Annotated in this window: 18 protein-coding genes; 9 read left to right on the top strand and 9 right to left on the bottom strand. The window is 39.9% G+C overall.

Annotated features, from left to right (window positions below):
• The first annotated feature begins 64 nt into the window (after window positions 1-64).
• Together EAX61_RS04515 and EAX61_RS04510 are read left to right on the top strand one after the other, a co-directional pair.
• A complete protein-coding gene (locus tag EAX61_RS04515; protein WP_121916595.1) occupies window positions 65-865 on the top strand; it encodes a DUF547 domain-containing protein in 801 nt (266 codons plus the stop codon).
• A gap of 61 nt (window positions 866-926) precedes the next feature.
• Entirely contained in the window at window positions 927-1,640 is a 714-nt protein-coding gene (locus EAX61_RS04510) for a TIGR04283 family arsenosugar biosynthesis glycosyltransferase (RefSeq protein WP_121916483.1), read from the top strand.
• 399 nt (window positions 1,641-2,039) lie between these two features.
• On the opposite strand, the gene EAX61_RS04505 is transcribed toward EAX61_RS04510, so the two are convergent.
• The 3 genes from EAX61_RS04505 to EAX61_RS04495 form a co-directional block, all read right to left on the bottom strand.
• Window positions 2,040-2,765 (bottom strand): head GIN domain-containing protein, encoded by a 726-nt coding sequence (locus EAX61_RS04505; RefSeq protein WP_236641980.1) that lies wholly within the window; start codon window positions 2,763-2,765, stop codon window positions 2,040-2,042.
• Window positions 2,766-2,838: 73 nt separating this feature from the next.
• The gene (locus EAX61_RS04500; RefSeq protein ID WP_121916481.1) at window positions 2,839-3,936 is read right to left on the bottom strand and encodes an acyloxyacyl hydrolase; all 1,098 of its coding nucleotides are present in this window, start codon (window positions 3,934-3,936) and stop codon (window positions 2,839-2,841) included.
• A gap of 192 nt (window positions 3,937-4,128) precedes the next feature.
• The gene (locus tag EAX61_RS04495) at window positions 4,129-4,284 is read right to left on the bottom strand and encodes a YqaE/Pmp3 family membrane protein (protein WP_121916480.1); all 156 of its coding nucleotides are present in this window, start codon (window positions 4,282-4,284) and stop codon (window positions 4,129-4,131) included.
• Between the two features lie 135 nt (window positions 4,285-4,419).
• On the opposite strand from EAX61_RS04495, the gene EAX61_RS04490 reads away from it, so the two are divergent.
• Genes EAX61_RS04490 through EAX61_RS04480 form a run of 3 tightly spaced genes read left to right on the top strand, consistent with a single transcriptional unit; the run spans window position 4,420 to window position 6,494 of the window.
• The gene (locus tag EAX61_RS04490) at window positions 4,420-4,854 is read left to right on the top strand and encodes a hemerythrin domain-containing protein (protein ID WP_121916479.1); all 435 of its coding nucleotides are present in this window, start codon (window positions 4,420-4,422) and stop codon (window positions 4,852-4,854) included.
• Window positions 4,855-4,869: 15 nt separating this feature from the next.
• Window positions 4,870-5,715, top strand: a complete 846-nt coding sequence (locus EAX61_RS04485; protein WP_121916478.1) for an alpha/beta hydrolase — start codon at window positions 4,870-4,872, stop codon at window positions 5,713-5,715.
• The gene (locus EAX61_RS04480) at window positions 5,712-6,494 is read left to right on the top strand and encodes a M90 family metallopeptidase (protein ID WP_121916477.1); all 783 of its coding nucleotides are present in this window, start codon (window positions 5,712-5,714) and stop codon (window positions 6,492-6,494) included. Before EAX61_RS04485 ends, EAX61_RS04480 begins: the two co-directional genes overlap by 4 nt.
• Here the strand turns inward: EAX61_RS04480 and EAX61_RS04475 are convergent.
• Window positions 6,491-7,093, bottom strand: a complete 603-nt coding sequence (locus EAX61_RS04475; protein WP_121916476.1) for a hypothetical protein — start codon at window positions 7,091-7,093, stop codon at window positions 6,491-6,493. The genes EAX61_RS04480 and EAX61_RS04475 overlap by 4 nt on opposite strands.
• Window positions 7,094-7,097: 4 nt before the next feature.
• Window positions 7,098-7,586 (bottom strand): RNA polymerase sigma factor, encoded by a 489-nt coding sequence (locus EAX61_RS04470; RefSeq protein WP_236641979.1) that lies wholly within the window; start codon window positions 7,584-7,586, stop codon window positions 7,098-7,100.
• A 98-nt stretch (window positions 7,587-7,684) separates the two neighbouring features.
• Between EAX61_RS04470 and EAX61_RS04465 the strand changes: the two genes are divergently transcribed.
• A complete protein-coding gene (locus tag EAX61_RS04465; RefSeq protein ID WP_121916474.1) occupies window positions 7,685-8,146 on the top strand; it encodes an RNA methyltransferase in 462 nt (153 codons plus the stop codon).
• Window positions 8,147-8,195: 49 nt separating this feature from the next.
• On the opposite strand, the gene EAX61_RS04460 is transcribed toward EAX61_RS04465, so the two are convergent.
• On the bottom strand, window positions 8,196-8,618 hold the full coding sequence (locus EAX61_RS04460; RefSeq protein ID WP_121916473.1) for a tellurite resistance TerB family protein: 423 nt from the start codon (window positions 8,616-8,618) through the stop codon (window positions 8,196-8,198).
• 207 nt (window positions 8,619-8,825) lie between these two features.
• Between EAX61_RS04460 and era the strand changes: the two genes are divergently transcribed.
• The 3 genes from era to EAX61_RS04445 all read left to right on the top strand — a co-directional run bounded on the left by era (window position 8,826) and on the right by EAX61_RS04445 (window position 11,381).
• Window positions 8,826-9,710, top strand: a complete 885-nt coding sequence (era, locus tag EAX61_RS04455) for a GTPase Era (RefSeq protein WP_121916472.1) — start codon at window positions 8,826-8,828, stop codon at window positions 9,708-9,710.
• A 346-nt stretch (window positions 9,711-10,056) separates the two neighbouring features.
• Window positions 10,057-10,590, top strand: a complete 534-nt coding sequence (locus EAX61_RS04450; RefSeq protein WP_121916471.1) for an RNA methyltransferase — start codon at window positions 10,057-10,059, stop codon at window positions 10,588-10,590.
• Window positions 10,587-11,381 carry a hypothetical protein gene (locus EAX61_RS04445; protein ID WP_121916470.1) on the top strand — a complete coding sequence of 265 codons (795 nt, stop codon included), beginning with the start codon at window positions 10,587-10,589 and terminating at the stop codon, window positions 11,379-11,381. The genes EAX61_RS04450 and EAX61_RS04445 overlap by 4 nt, the downstream gene beginning before the upstream one ends.
• Window positions 11,382-11,384: 3 nt before the next feature.
• On the opposite strand, the gene EAX61_RS04440 is transcribed toward EAX61_RS04445, so the two are convergent.
• The 3 genes from EAX61_RS04440 to EAX61_RS04430 are packed head-to-tail and all read right to left on the bottom strand — an operon-like array spanning window position 11,385 to window position 14,043.
• On the bottom strand, window positions 11,385-12,056 hold the full coding sequence (locus EAX61_RS04440) for a hypothetical protein (protein ID WP_121916469.1): 672 nt from the start codon (window positions 12,054-12,056) through the stop codon (window positions 11,385-11,387).
• Window positions 12,053-12,694 (bottom strand): hypothetical protein, encoded by a 642-nt coding sequence (locus EAX61_RS04435; protein ID WP_121916468.1) that lies wholly within the window; start codon window positions 12,692-12,694, stop codon window positions 12,053-12,055. Before EAX61_RS04435 ends, EAX61_RS04440 begins: the two co-directional genes overlap by 4 nt.
• Complete coding sequence (locus EAX61_RS04430; RefSeq protein WP_121916467.1) at window positions 12,691-14,043, bottom strand: UDP-N-acetylmuramate--L-alanine ligase; 1,353 nt, start codon at window positions 14,041-14,043, stop codon at window positions 12,691-12,693. The genes EAX61_RS04435 and EAX61_RS04430 overlap by 4 nt, the downstream gene beginning before the upstream one ends.
• Window positions 14,044-14,057: the final 14 nt, after the last annotated feature.

Below are 14,057 nucleotides of genomic sequence, written 5' to 3'. Positions count from 1 at the left end.
GACGTTAAGGGAGTCCGCTTTCGCGAAAGCGTACCCTATATTTAGCCCAATCAATATGACCATAATGAAAAATATACTACGATTCTTTTCAATTCTACTCATCACTTATACGGTCCAAAGTTGCGCCGTCCTCTCTGCCGGCGGGATCATCTCACAAGGACAACCCACTAAAGAGGTTACACAACCGCTTACTTCAACCACCGCAAATTCGGCAGTAAATGTAGACCACTCGCAGTTTGACAGTTTGCTGAAAAAGCACGTGAATGCACAAGGATTGGTAGATTATGACGGATTTACGGAAGATAGAACACTCTTGGAAGGATATTTAAACCAACTTGCCGAGTTAGATCCCAATAATGACTGGAGCGTGCAGGAGTTACTCGCCTACTATATAAACCTCTACAACGCGGTGACTATAGACTTAATTTTAGATAACCCCAATGTAAAAAGCATAAAAGATATAGATGGACCGTGGACAAAAGGCCGTGCAAAAGTGGGCAATCGCGAACTCTCTCTAGGCGGGATTGAGAATGGAATCCTGCGCAAGATGAATGAACCGCGTATTCATTTTGCTATCAATTGCGCTTCCATTTCTTGTCCGCCATTATTGCGGGAAGCATACACGGCTGGGAAAATAAATGAACAGTTAGATAAAGCCACAACAGAATTTATAAATTGCGACAAAAACACGATTACTGAGGACAAAGCCGAGCTTTCCTCCATCTTTAAATTTTATACCAAGGATTTTTACATTAACGGGAATGAGAGTTTAATTCCTTATGTGAACACGTATTCAGATACCAAAGCGCGTTTAGACGCCCCGGTGACCTTCAAGGAATACGATTGGGGACTTAATAAACAGTAGTGTATACAAAACTAGCCCTTTGGTTTTTGCGTATGTTTGTCTAACCTAGGTTGCTTATTTTATGAAACACCGTATTTCGGTAGTAATTCCAGTACTTAATGAAGCAGAAACGATATCCTCGTTGTTGCAACATTTGTGTGATTCCGCTTTCGCGAAAGCAAACTTTGCCGAAATCATAGTCGTAGACGGTGGAAGCTCAGATAACACGACGGATAAAGTAAGCTTCTTCCTCAACCGAAGCGACATTGTTGTACAATCTATTGCGTCTAATAAAGGTCGTGCCGTCCAAATGAATGCTGGAGCACACCAAGCCACAGGCGACATTCTATATTTCCTTCACGCAGATTCTTATCCGCCAAAAAACTTTGACAAATACATCATCGAGCAGGTAGTTGCTGGGAATCCAGCAGGTTGTTTTAAGATGAAATTTGACTCAAACCATTGGTGGTTACGACTGGCTGGGTGGCTTACCCAATTTAGATGGCGGGCCTGTCGCGGTGGCGATCAGAGCCAGTTTATTACTAAAGTACTTTTTGAAGAGCTCGGCACCTTTGACGAACGCTACATTATTTATGAGGATAATGACCTTATTAATAAACTCTACGCAAGACGTAAGTTTGTAGTCATTCAGGAATGGCTTACCACCAGTGCAAGACGCTACGATGAGAACGGCGTTTGGAAATTACAATATTACTTCTGGAGTATTTATGTGCGTAAATGGTTTGGTGCGAGTGCAGAGGATTTGCTGGCGTATTATAGGAGAAAGGTTTCTTAAAATCACATTATTTTACACATCACAGGTGCGGAATTAATTCCGCACCTGTGATGTGTTGTGGTGTCTTTTCAAAATCAGAGGTTTTGATACAATTTTTAGTTTTCGCTTTCGCGAAAATTAAAATCTCCCGATAGCTATCGGGACAACCACCTTAGACTGATAATCTCATTAGAAATTGTCAACATCCATCCTCAGCTATTTTCTTAAACGGTTAAATTATTTGTGATGAACATATTTAAAACCGAAAAAAATTTTCCCAATCCGTCGTGGTGGATGACTTTTTTCTCAGTTGAGCCAATTTTCACTCCCTTCAGGGCGGGGAAAATGAAAATTGGCGGAACAATACTACAGATAAGTACGTACAATGAAAATGTTCTTCAAAAGAAAAGAGCTGGGGTTTCAATCAAAAATAACCCTCCCAGTAAACAGCTCGTCCACCTCAACTACAGGTGGAGTGTTCTTTAAAATTAAATTCCCGGTGCTTCTGAGTTCGCCAGTAATGGATTGTAAGGGTGCAATGATAATGTCGTTTGTTCCTGTATGATTAACGATCACATTTTGAACAATAAGGTCTTCTAACGGTAAACGGCTGTCACCTTCTAAAAGATTAATATCTAGATTTTCAATACTTCCGTCCAGAAAATAATTGGAAAGTCCATTGCATTGTATGAGTACACTTTCTGAGTCTAGGGTCATCCTAAAGTCTCCGTCCTTATGGAAAAAGTCTTCTTCTATCAAGTCGTCAGAAATAAGTGCCAGATTCTCCCAACCGATTACGCCATCGCTTAAAACGGTAAATCCACTACTATTTCTTATTTCTGTAAGGTTTGGAGCGCTTACATATACCTTAGAATAATCATAATCACGAAAGAGATTACACGCTCCATTGTTGCGCACATTGAGCACACCATCCTCCACAAAAACCTCCATATCTTCCAGCAAATTCTCTCCCGTTTCTAATCGCACACTTACTTCGGGAGCATCCTTAACGATGAGCTGTATGCGCTCGTAAACAATAATCTTATCAAAGGATTCTAGGTCGTAGGTTTCTGAAATTTCATCACCTGTGGTTTTTAGGCAGGTTAAGGTGTCTTCGGTATTGCAGGAAACAATAGTTAGGAGCAAAAAAACAAGTACACATATTTTTAATCTCAGATTCATCATCTCATTTTCTAATTACCCTAATTCTCTAATTGCTTTAAAACCTCCACCCCACACCAAATTCAACTTCTTCAGCCTTCGCTCCGTGCGCTCTAACCGTTACAACCCCAAAAAGATGATCACCAAAAGTCCGTTTCAACCCCAACCGATTATAAAACCGTCCTTCAAAATCAAAGGGGTAGTACACATAATAGCCAAGTTCTGAAACAAAAGACATCTCGTCAAAATGCAACTCGTGACCCACATAAATTCCTGCACGTTTCCAATCTTCATCACCCGTGACGCCACTATCTGGCAAGGCTATAGACTCGTAGCGTATCAACTCTTTTAAAAAGTTAGAAAAGAAAACATCTACTCCACCCACAAGTGTTGATTTGTGATTGATGCGTTTATCTACAAAACCTGTGAGGTGTAAAAAGCCGTAACGACCACTGTTGTTTATGTCGCTTTGGTTTACGCCAGAACGTGCCACCACGTTATAATGCAAGGGCTCGCTGTATTTGGTTTTTTCGCCCATTGGGATGTAGTCGGGCATTTTCTCATAATCGGGAAAATAGTTGATACCGGCGGTAAAAGCCCAGGTGTTTGTGGAGTTGTTTGGTGCACGCAAGTTTGCGTTGCTGTAATGTATTATGGAAACACCTGCGTGCAGACCAAAACCTTTCCAGATATTATTCTGCTTATACCCAAATTTGAGCATCGTGCTACTCATCACACGTGTTCCGTAGGCGTTGTTTATAAAATTGGTCTCACGGTCGTAAGGCTTTGTCGCCACCGCAATTCCTTGTCCTATTCTGAATTGCAATCTCCTTTTCCAGTAATAAAAATTGTAGTGCGCATATCCGGAATATACTTCCCCCAGATGGAAATTCTTCATATCCTGATAAGCAAAAGTGTATCCCACATCCGGAAAATTGTATCGTCGTTCCCACTCTTCAAAGCCATACGTTTTTCGGTTGTAGGCGAGCATTAATCCCGTGGGATGCTCCGTAATGAGATGAGAAATATCTGGGTTATGCTCTAGGATAGTGCCATAAAACAAATCTGCTTCGAGGTCAAAGGGGCGTACTTTTTCTTCTTGTGCGCTTAAAGCGAAAATGTGAAATATTAGCAATAAAGCGTACAAATGACGCATAGGTAAGTGTGATTAGGTTAGCTGTCAAAACTTACGTAAAAATACAAGAGCTGGTTGCATCAGGAGAAGGATTTGTTCAAAATTCGAAAACCTATTAAAATTTTTGTGGAATACAGAAACAAAAACTCACAACTTCAGTTCAAAGAGCAGAAGTTGTGAGTTTTAAAATTTTCGCGAAAGCGTAAAAACTTTCTATTTACTTGTTACCCAGAATGCGTGTATCACACCTGGGATGAATCCTAAAATGGTAAGAATGATATTTATGATTAAATCTTTCCCCGCGCCCTTCTCGACGGCTACGCCTAGTGGTGGAAAAATAATATTTAAAATGATGGTTAGTAGTGACATATTATTGGTTTTGGTTCCTTGTAAAAGTAGAGGAAACTGCCCCTAAAAAAGGTTAAGGGTTTTGTAATTGGTTTTTCATTAACATCCTTTTGCTGGTGCTAGCTGTATTTTTAAATAAACTAAAAACCAATTATGATGAACATTTTTGAAGCAATAAGAAAAGACCACGACAAGCAACGCGAGCTATGCCGACTAGTAACCAGCACCTCTGGAGACTCCAAGGGTCGCAAGCAAATGTGGGAAGACCTAAAAAAGGAACTACAAGTACACGCCGATGCGGAGGAAAGACATTTTTACAGTCCGCTCATACATAACGATATGATGCAGGAGCACGCCCGTCACGGTATTGCAGAGCATCACGAGATGGATGAACTTATTGAGAAAATAGATGAGACCGATATGGATTCTCCAGCATGGCTTACCTACGCAAAACAACTTTGTGAGAAGGTAGAGCACCATTTAGAAGATGAAGAGCATACCTTTTTCCAACTTGCAGGAAAAGTATTTTCCGAAGCCCAAAAAACCGATCTTGCCAAGGATTATACTGAGGCAATGAAAGAGAACAGATAATCTAAAACAGACCTATTGAGAATTTTAATTTATACAGCGCTTATCGCGCTGTTTTTTACGAGTTGTGCGAGCACAAAGCATAAGGATATTTCTTATCTGGGCACAGATAAGGTCCTATCCTTAGACGGAACATCAGTACCCGCTCCCACATTAAATATTTATGAACCAAATGGCAAAAAAAATAAACCTTCTCCAGTCCTTATCTACGTGCACGGCGGAAATTGGAACAAGGGCAAAAAAGAAATTTACTGGTGGCTAGGGCGCAACTTTGCAAAGAACGACGTACTTGCAGTTTTACCTGGGTACACACTCAGCCCAAATGCGAGTTACGATGAGATGGCGCAACAGATCGCACAGGCTATCTTGTGGACAAAAGAAAATGCAAGCAATTACGGAGGCGATCCATCACAAATCTACATCACGGGACACAGCGCTGGTGGACATCTGGGCGCACTTGCCGTATTGAATCCTAAATACGGTATCTACGCCGATGATATAAAAGGTATCATTCTAAATGACAGCGCTGGGCTGGATATGCACCATTACTTACAGAGCAACCCACCGCAGGAGTATAACAACTATAAAACCACCTGGACGACAGATGAACAAAAGTGGAAAGATGCTTCGCCCATCTATTTTCTAAATGAGAAGACCCCGCCAGTAATGATATATTTGAGCAGTAAAACGTACAAATCTATCACGGTGGCAAACAACCGTTTTACAGAGGCTTTGCAGGAATTTCAGCCGGGAGTTGCGCCTATAATTTTGGATAAAAAGCACGTTCCTATGATTACGCAATATATCTTTGGGTGGAGCGATCGCTTCGACGAGATTATTCAATTTATGCAAGACAATAAATGATAGTATTTTCTATTTTAGGTATTGGACTTTTGGGGTTAATGGTGTTTGGTTTTATTAAGCTTTCGCGAAAGCGTCCTCAAAAACATTTCCCTTCTCAATGGAAACCCGTACTAGAGAAAGAAGTCCTCTTTTACCGAAAGCTCGATGAAAAGGATAAAGTCATTTTTCAAAACCGAATGATGGCTTTTCTCGCCGAAATTAATGTCGAGGCCGTACAATTTGAACTTACGGATAAGGATAGGATGCTGGTTTCGGCGAGTGCGGTGATTCCTATATTTAATTTTGGGGATTGGGTATATGATAATCTGGAGACGGTTTTGATTTATCCGGGCCACTTTAATGAAGATCTAGGTTTTAATAAGGATGATCCTAAACGGCGTATTGCCGGGATGGTAGGAACAGGGCAGTTTGAGAACCAGATGATACTTTCGCGCAAAGCATTATACCACGGTTTTTCAAATGCTACCGATAAAGGCAATACTGCCGTACACGAATTTGTGCATTTACTAGATAAATTAGACGGTGATACTGATGGTATTCCTGAACGACTATTAGAACATCGCTATATTGAGCCCTGGCTGTCACTGATGCACCGCGAGATGGAACGTATCAATAATGATGAGAGCGATATAAGAAAATACGGCGCCACAAACCAAGCTGAGTTTTTTGCCGTAGCCTCAGAATATTTCTTTGAGCGTCCAGACTTGTTTAAAAGAAAGCATCCCGAATTGTACGAGATGCTTGTAAATTGTTTTGAACGTCCTAAGTCTAAAAACTAGTCCTCTAGGTCTTCAATAATGAGTTGCGCCTCTTTAAGAGATTTTCCGTAAAACCTGCTTCCTAAATAGGCAATTATACCAAAAATGATGAGTCCAAAAATCATAGGAATAATCATCTTTGTGAGGTCAACTTCTAAGAACATATCTTTCCCACTAAATAAAACAGAGAACACTGCCGAAGACGCAAACAGTACAAAAAAGCCTACGAGTATACTTCCCCTTTGAAACTGCGAGGTGTACTTCTTGTATTTAGAAAATTTTTTAATCGTAGTGCTCAGATTATCTTGCTGTAGATTTATCGCCTTCATTTTCTTGAGTAAAAAAAGGGATCCTACAGACATCACAAATAAAGTTATTACAAGTATGACAGCGCTCGCTTGTGATTGCCAGGATTGAAACTTTGTAAAGTTCACAAGAATATAAATGATAGTCGCAAAGCATATGATCGCTCCCACTCGCTCTGCGCGTAGTATTTTGTTGATTTTTGAGGTGTACTGTTGTTGTGCCATTTTCATAATAAGTTCGTCTGTGAGTTGTTTTTGTTTTTCGAGTTCGCTACTCATTTGTGACCAGGCAATTTGCATTTCTTCCAGTTCCATAGTCTTATTTTTTTACGAGTTGTTTTTTTAATTTTTCCTTGATGCGGGATATTCTTGTGCCTATGGCGGTTCGCGTAAATCCGGTGATTTCGGCGATTTCTTCGTACTTTTTTCCTTCTAGGAGTAAGAGCATTATTCCCTTTTCTACGTCACTTAAGGCGCGTATCTGATTGTACATTTCTTTGATACGCTCTTCCAGTATTGGGTCGTGAGCCTCGTAAGCAATCTGGAGGTCATCCATTTGTACTTTGTGTCCTTTACGTTTCTCCTTGCGTAGAAAAGAAAAGGCAGTATTTAATGCCACGCGATACATCCAAGTGCTCGCTTTTGAATCTCCGCGAAAGCTGTCAAAACCCTTCCATAACTGGAATACAATGTCCTGATACAGGTCTTTCTGGTCCTGCGTATTATCGCAATAGGCTCGGGAGATTTTAAAAATCATTCCCTCATTGTCCTTAATCAAGGTTGTAAATCGCGTTTCTTTAGAATTCAAATGAATTGTTTTTGTGATGGTTTGTGGTATTAGTTACGCTTTCGCGAAAAAGGTCACATCAAGATGAACATTTTTTTACAAACTCCTATTTTTGCCCAATGCAAGTAGACAACTTTTCAAACGAATTCTTCGGTATCGGTATCCAGAATGGTAAAACACCCGAAAATTTGGGCGTACTCTGGCGTAGTGCACAAAATCTAGGTGCAAGCTTTATTTTTACCATAGGCAACCGCTACGCAAAACAGGCAAGTGATACTCATAATGCTGTAAAGGCAATGCCTTATTTTCACTATAACACTTTTGAAGATTTTTATGCCCACCTACCCAAAGGCGCAAGAATCGTAGGGGTAGAGATGGATGAAAAAGCCGAGCCATTAGAAGATTTCAACCATCCCAGAAGATGCGTATACCTCCTAGGTGCCGAAGACCACGGGCTATCTAATAAAGCTATTGAGAAGTCACACCACCTCGTGCAATTCCCGTCTAAGATGAGCCTTAATGTAGCAGTCGCAGGGAGCATTGTGCTCTACGACAGAGGTCGCAATAAACCCCGACAATAAAAAAAGCACCTCTTAAGAAGTGCTTTCTAAATATTTACGGTAAATCGTTTTATTTAACGATTAAGTATTGATAGTCTTCAAAGTCAAGATTTCCACCAAAAATTTTAATTGACTTCTTAATAATGACTTCGGCCGCCTCATCCGTGTAGCCTAATCCTCTTGCATAGCGATTAAGCAACTTACGCTCAGCCTCGTCTATCTGGTGGTCTGCATAGATAATCTGGAAAAGATTAAAAAGACGTTCCAGCCTGCGCTCACTAGACGTAGGAGGGTCTATTGGGTACATCTTTGGGTTTTCTATAATCTCTTTGTATTCTGAATCGCGTATATCTAGTTTGCGTTTAAAACGCTCTAAAAGGGCAATTTCCTCTTCATTGAGTTCCCCGTCTGAAGAAGCAAGATGAACCAGAGAAGCAAAGTGCGCCACATTCTTACTGTGCTCGCCAGAATCGTATAGGTCTGTAAAAGACATAGTCGTTGGTTTTAAGTTTTTGAACTACAAAGGACGTTAATTTTCGGCAAATTTTCTTTGGAAAAGCCTATTAATTTAGTGGAGGATTTGGCGGTTGGTTACGCTTTCGCGAAAGCGTAATTATACCCAATACCAGTATCTTCATTTTTAAGTGAGAACCGCTACCATAGTTTACGCATTTGCTACCTTTGCACCAAAGAAAACGACATGGCACATAAAGCAGGATTTGTAAACATTATAGGAAACCCGAACGTGGGGAAATCTACGCTTATGAACGCCTTTGTGGGCGAGCGGTTGAGCATTATCACGTCCAAAGCGCAAACCACAAGACACCGTATTCTTGGAATAGTAAACGGAGAAGACTTTCAGGTATTGCTAAGCGACACACCTGGAATCATCAAGCCGGCTTACGAACTACAGGCCTCAATGATGGACTTTGTGAAAAGTGCCTTTGAAGATGCAGATGTGCTCTTGTACCTCGTAGAATTGGGAGAGAAAGAACTGAAAGACGAAGCGTTTTTTGAAAAAATACGCAATGCCAAAATTCCTGTGCTGTTGCTCATCAATAAAATAGACAAAGGAAACGAAGAGTTACTCAAAGAAGCAATGGATTTGTGGACGACTAAAGTTCCAAATGCTGAGGTGTTTGCGATATCAGCTTTAGAGAACTTTGGGGTAACTGAAGTTTTTAATCGCATCATTGAGCTTATTCCCGAGTCGCCACCGTTTTACCCTAAAGACCAACTTACGGATAAGCCAGAGCGTTTCTTTGTAAATGAAATTATACGCGAGAAAATCCTGATGCACTATAAAAAGGAAATTCCGTATTCGGTTGAGATTGATACTGAGGAGTTTTTTGAGGAAGAAACTATCATCCGGATGCGTTCCGTTATTATGGTAGAGCGCGAGACGCAAAAAGGAATTATCATAGGTCACAAGGGGTCGGCACTTAAAAGAGTAGGAGTGGAAGCGAGAAAGGATCTTGAGAAATTCTTCGGTAAGCAGGTACACCTAGAACTGTACGTAAAAGTAAACAAGAACTGGCGCAGTGATGCAAGGCAGTTGAGGCGTTTTGGATATAATCAGAAATAGGGCGCGCACGCGCTTCGCTTGAAATCGAAGACGAAATCGAATTCGAAGCTGAAGATGAAGCTGAAGATGAAGATGAAGCTGAAGATGAAGCCGAAGCTGAATTTTAATAGAAATCCAGACATGCGAGGTGTTGTCTGAGGTACGAAGACCTCCTTGTAGGTCTGAATGAAACAGAAAAGTGTAAAAGGAAATCGAAGTCGAAAAAGACGTAGGACTTGATGGCTGGCGCCATTTGACCTAAGACATAGGACAAATAAGCACAATCAAAGGTGGTTGAGTGATTCCGACGCCCCCTGTGCGTAGCCGAAGGGTAAGTTGGAATCGTATCGAAACCTCCGAATTTATTATGCAAAACAGAAAACTAAAAAATAGCGAACTCGACCGCAAGGACATCGAAGCTTTCAAAGCTTCGGAGAAGACTCCTTTAATTATCGTTCTCGATAATATCCGAAGTTTAAATAATGTGGGTTCCGTTTTTAGAACGGCAGATGCGTTTCTGGTTGAAAAAATATACCTGTGTGGGATTACTGCGCAACCACCTCATAAAGACATTACAAAAACAGCCCTGGGAGCAACAGATGCCGTCGCTTGGGAATATGTAGAGGACACTTTAGAACTAGTCAAAAAACTAAAATCTCAAGGCGTTCAAGTATGCGCTATCGAACAAGCGGAAGAGGCCGTCATGCTGGATAACTTTATCGCAGAAGATGGTAAGAAGTATGCAGTCATTTTTGGCAACGAAGTAAAAGGAGTGCAACAATCAGTAGTAACAGCTAGTGATACAGTTATTGAGATTCCTCAGTTTGGGACAAAGCACTCGCTTAATATTGCTGTGAGTTGTGGGGTTGTGGTTTGGGATTTGTTTTCTAAGATGAAATGATGCGTATTCTAAGATTTATAGGTCACCTTACGCTCATTTTATTTTTTACTGTATTGACACAGATAGGCGGTATAATCTATCTCGTTGTGGTGATTCTATTTCGAAAGTCAGTTGCTGTACGTTGGATTGTCTTTGCCAGTATTTATCTTTTGAGCACTTTTCTGATTGTGCCTTATCTAGCTCCTGTTTTTGGACGAGAAAAAATAGCTACAGGCGACGGAGTTGTTATTCATAACTTCTTTACGACAATAGCCAACAGAAACTATGTAGTGCCTAAAGTAAACACACTTTTAAGAGAAGTAACTCTAGATGCGCGCAAATCATATCCAACTATTGAAGTTCATTGTCTGGATGGGAACTTCCCTTTCTGGGATGGGTTTCCTTTACTGCCCCATCTAAGCCATAATGATGGAAAGAAATTAGATATATCATTACTCTATACCGATGATTCTGGGGAATTAACTAATACAAAACCTTCCAGAAGTGGTTATGGAGTATTTGAAAAACCTTTGGCTTCGGAACATAATCAAAATGATGTCTGTAAGAGTAAAGGCTATTGGCAATATGATTTTCCCAAATATCTCACATTGGGAAAAAATTCTGACTCGTTATTATTTTCCGTAAAAGCGAATAAAAAATTGATACAATCTATATTAAATCAACGAGCTATTTCTAAAGTTTTTATAGAACCTCATTTAAAGATGCGAATGGGTTTAGAACATAGTAAGTTGCGATACCACGGTTGTCGTGCCGTGCGTCATGATGATCACATACATATTCAGGTGAAATAAGGCTTAGTTTTTTATTTTAGGTTGGTAGTATTTTTTATCCTGTAGCCTCAATGTACGCTCTATTTTTTCGATAGATAATACTTCTTCTTTACTTCTCATTTTTCCATCTAGTCCTACAATGTAACGTGTTGTGATAAATGCTGTCAATTCTTTATCGTCTCTAAAAAATTTTTTAAAGGTGTCAAAGCCTTTGAAAGGGTAGCGGGTGTTCCATTCTTTATTAGCTATATATATCCGCTCTGCTATATTGTTCTTTTTGTCTTTAGAAATTCGTTTCCGCTTTAGACTATACTTTATAGAATCTCCACTTGACTGAGACTCTGTGATATGAAATTGTCTTCTTATTGGACTCTCCATAAGTCTATCATATTGTACCCAATATGACAGTTCCCAAATAGATGATTCGCTCAAATTCTCAATACTCAATCTACCATGCCCGCCTATTTTATTTTTATTGTCACTGAAGTAAATTTTGATGGAGTCAATTCCGATTTCTCTGATAAGTAATGAATAGCTGTCATCTTTTGAATTTATAAGTCTATATGCGTTTTTTTCATCATTAAAATTATGTTCGCTCGTCGAGTCTTGGACCTTCATTACCGCCATATAGTCAAACTTATAATCTTGTTGAGCATATAGTTGAAAAGTAAGGAATGTAAGCAAGAATAGTTTCATTTAAAAAGGATTGTAAATTGAACATCTCTTACGCTTTCCAAACGATTGTCATCTGTAATGCTTCCATCTTTTCTATTTGTGTAAGCGCGAATAATGAGTTTGTTCTTCAATTCTTTGTCCCATTTTAAACGTGAATAGTAATCTCCAAAGCCTATTCCTGAATGAATTGAAAATTTCACATCGGTAGTATGTAAGGTATGAGAAGTTATATTGCGAGGGTTGCTTTTTTTTGAATATGAATAAACAAACTTTGTGGTGGAGCTGTCTAATCTTTCTGCTTTTATTTCATAGTCTTTTAAATTCCTAATTCCGTGATATGAGTTATGTACTAAATACGATCTAGAAATATCAAGATTCCCATTTTCAGATATTATAAAGTTATCTAGGGAAACTTCGGCAATGCGGTCTTTTTTGTCATCTCTAAATATCATTTTATAGCGGTCTTCCCCTTTATCAATGAGAATAGCAACAATCTTTGAGTTTTCAGTATTTATGAAATACCTTCTGTTCTCATAAGTAGAATCTTGTGACTCTCTAGCATTAGAGCAATTGTAAATAATTTCTTTATTAAAAAAATAGGATTGTCCAAGACAAATGGAACAGCAAAGCATTATTGATATAAAGATTATTTTTTTCATACCAACCCCTTCAAATCCTCAAAATCCAATCCACCATAATTCCCACTGCTCATAAGCAATATCGCTTTATCCTCTAATTCCTGCCCAAACAAAAATGTCCTAAAATCCAACGGGTTCGTATAAATAATTAAATCCCTACGACGGAAGGCTTCTTCAATTTGCTTTTTGGTTACTTCTTCCAGTCCTTTTATTTCTACAGCGTGGGGGGAGTAAAAGACCACGGCAACATCTGCACTGTCTAAAGCACCTTTATATTCGGTTAGGAATTCTGGATTGAGGCTGGAATAGGTGTGGAGCTCTAGGCAAGCGACTAGCGTTCTGTCAGGAAATTGCTCTTTTACGGCTTGTGTTGTGGCTTCGACCTTCGATGGACTGTGCGCAAAGTCTTTGTAGATAACCGTTTTGTTGTTCTCAGCAATTTTTTCTAGGCGTTTGCTAGCACCTTTAAAGGTTGCGATGGCTTCATAAAAATCTTCCTCGACGATGCCCATATGCTGGCAAATCCATTTTGCGCCCGCAAGGTTATTGAGGTTATGTTTTCCAAAAATCTCTAGAGGCATTGGCCCATCGGGAGTCTCGATGAGTGTTTCGCCATTTTCGACTGTGTATTCTGGGGTTTTATAAGGATATTTCTTGATGTGCGCGGTGGCATTTTCGACTACGTTTACTACTTCTTCATCTTCCGTATTGTAAATCATTGCACCACCATTAGTCATACTGTCCACAAAAATCTGGAACTGCTCCACGTAGTTCTCGTAGGTAGGAAAAACATTAATGTGGTCCCAAGCAATACCGCTCAGTAATGCAATATTTGGTCTGTATAAGTGGAATTTTGGCCTGCGGTCTATGGGACTACTTAAATATTCGTCTCCTTCTAGCACCATAAAATCTGCGTCATCTGTAAGGCGCACCATCGTGTCAAAACCTTCCAGTTGCGCTCCCACCATATAATCTACCTCTTTATCCCAATAGTGCATCACGTGCAATATCATAGAAGTAATGGTTGTCTTCCCGTGAGAACCGCCTATGACAACGCGGGTTTTATTCTTTGCTTGTTCGTAGAGATATTCTGGGTATGAGAATATGTCTAACCCTAATTTTTGGGCTTTAAGAAGTTCTGGGTTGTCCTCCTTAGCGTGCATTCCGAGGATTACGGCATCTATTTCTGAAGTGATTTTTTCTGGAAACCAGCCAAAAGACTCTGGCAAGAGTCCATACTTATTTAGCCGAGATTTAGACGGTTCAAAAATGGTGTCGTCACTTCCCGTAACCGCATCTCCTTTATGATGTAGTGCCAGCGCCAGATTGTGCATCGCACTCCCGCCTATGGCTATAAAATGTACTCGCATAGATTGTTTGCCTT

The sequence above is a fragment of the Dokdonia sinensis genome (assembly GCF_003688895.1).
In the GTDB taxonomy this organism is placed as follows: domain Bacteria; phylum Bacteroidota; class Bacteroidia; order Flavobacteriales; family Flavobacteriaceae; genus Dokdonia; species Dokdonia sinensis.
Note: the sequence above shows the minus strand (reverse complement) of the source record. Positions and strands in the feature narration are given on the sequence as shown.

Coding starts and splice junctions, on each gene's coding strand:
- EAX61_RS04465 (WP_121916474.1), top strand. CDS start 7,685: ATGCAAGTAGACAACTTTTCAAACGAATTCTTCGGTATCGGTATCCAG.
- EAX61_RS04490 (WP_121916479.1), top strand. CDS start 4,420: ATGAACATTTTTGAAGCAATAAGAAAAGACCACGACAAGCAACGCGAG.
- EAX61_RS04445 (WP_121916470.1), top strand. CDS start 10,587: ATGATGCGTATTCTAAGATTTATAGGTCACCTTACGCTCATTTTATTT.
- era (WP_121916472.1), top strand. CDS start 8,826: ATGGCACATAAAGCAGGATTTGTAAACATTATAGGAAACCCGAACGTG.
- EAX61_RS04430 (WP_121916467.1), bottom strand. CDS start 14,043: ATGCGAGTACATTTTATAGCCATAGGCGGGAGTGCGATGCACAATCTG.
- EAX61_RS04495 (WP_121916480.1), bottom strand. CDS start 4,284: ATGTCACTACTAACCATCATTTTAAATATTATTTTTCCACCACTAGGC.
- EAX61_RS04480 (WP_121916477.1), top strand. CDS start 5,712: ATGATAGTATTTTCTATTTTAGGTATTGGACTTTTGGGGTTAATGGTG.
- EAX61_RS04460 (WP_121916473.1), bottom strand. CDS start 8,618: ATGTCTTTTACAGACCTATACGATTCTGGCGAGCACAGTAAGAATGTG.
- EAX61_RS04450 (WP_121916471.1), top strand. CDS start 10,057: ATGCAAAACAGAAAACTAAAAAATAGCGAACTCGACCGCAAGGACATC.
- EAX61_RS04435 (WP_121916468.1), bottom strand. CDS start 12,694: ATGAAAAAAATAATCTTTATATCAATAATGCTTTGCTGTTCCATTTGT.
- EAX61_RS04500 (WP_121916481.1), bottom strand. CDS start 3,936: ATGCGTCATTTGTACGCTTTATTGCTAATATTTCACATTTTCGCTTTA.
- EAX61_RS04510 (WP_121916483.1), top strand. CDS start 927: ATGAAACACCGTATTTCGGTAGTAATTCCAGTACTTAATGAAGCAGAA.
- EAX61_RS04515 (WP_121916595.1), top strand. CDS start 65: ATGAAAAATATACTACGATTCTTTTCAATTCTACTCATCACTTATACG.
- EAX61_RS04475 (WP_121916476.1), bottom strand. CDS start 7,093: ATGGAACTGGAAGAAATGCAAATTGCCTGGTCACAAATGAGTAGCGAA.
- EAX61_RS04440 (WP_121916469.1), bottom strand. CDS start 12,056: ATGAAACTATTCTTGCTTACATTCCTTACTTTTCAACTATATGCTCAA.